The following is a 291-nucleotide window of genomic DNA, read 5'->3' as shown; positions in this document are numbered from 1 at the left end:
CTTGCGTCGCACAGCGTGTCGAAACCGTAGTGGAAGGCACGCCCGCTCAGCGCGTGGAGGTGCAGCCTGGCGGCCTCGGCGACCGGCGCATTCGCCTTGAGCGGTGTCCGCGGCTCTGGATCAAAGTCCTCGAACAGTGATACCTGCTGATCGGAAACGCGGTTGGCGTAACGCGCCATCAGGACTCGGACCATGGCAAGGGCGACCTCCGGCTCACGGTCGCCAGATTGCGTCCCCGCAAGATAGCCGGCCACCAGTTCCTCGATCGAGATGCGCCGCGCCGGAGTTACG

Annotated in this window: 1 pseudogene; it reads right to left on the bottom strand. The window is 65.6% G+C overall.

From position 1 onward, the window contains the following. Positions 1-291, bottom strand: a pseudogene (locus tag EN852_RS41555) (hypothetical protein); the annotation flags it as partial.

Origin of the sequence: Mesorhizobium sp. M2E.F.Ca.ET.209.01.1.1, from assembly GCF_004010375.2 — a bacterium.
Taxonomy (GTDB): domain Bacteria; phylum Pseudomonadota; class Alphaproteobacteria; order Rhizobiales; family Rhizobiaceae; genus Mesorhizobium.
Note: the sequence above shows the minus strand (reverse complement) of the source record. Positions and strands in the feature narration are given on the sequence as shown.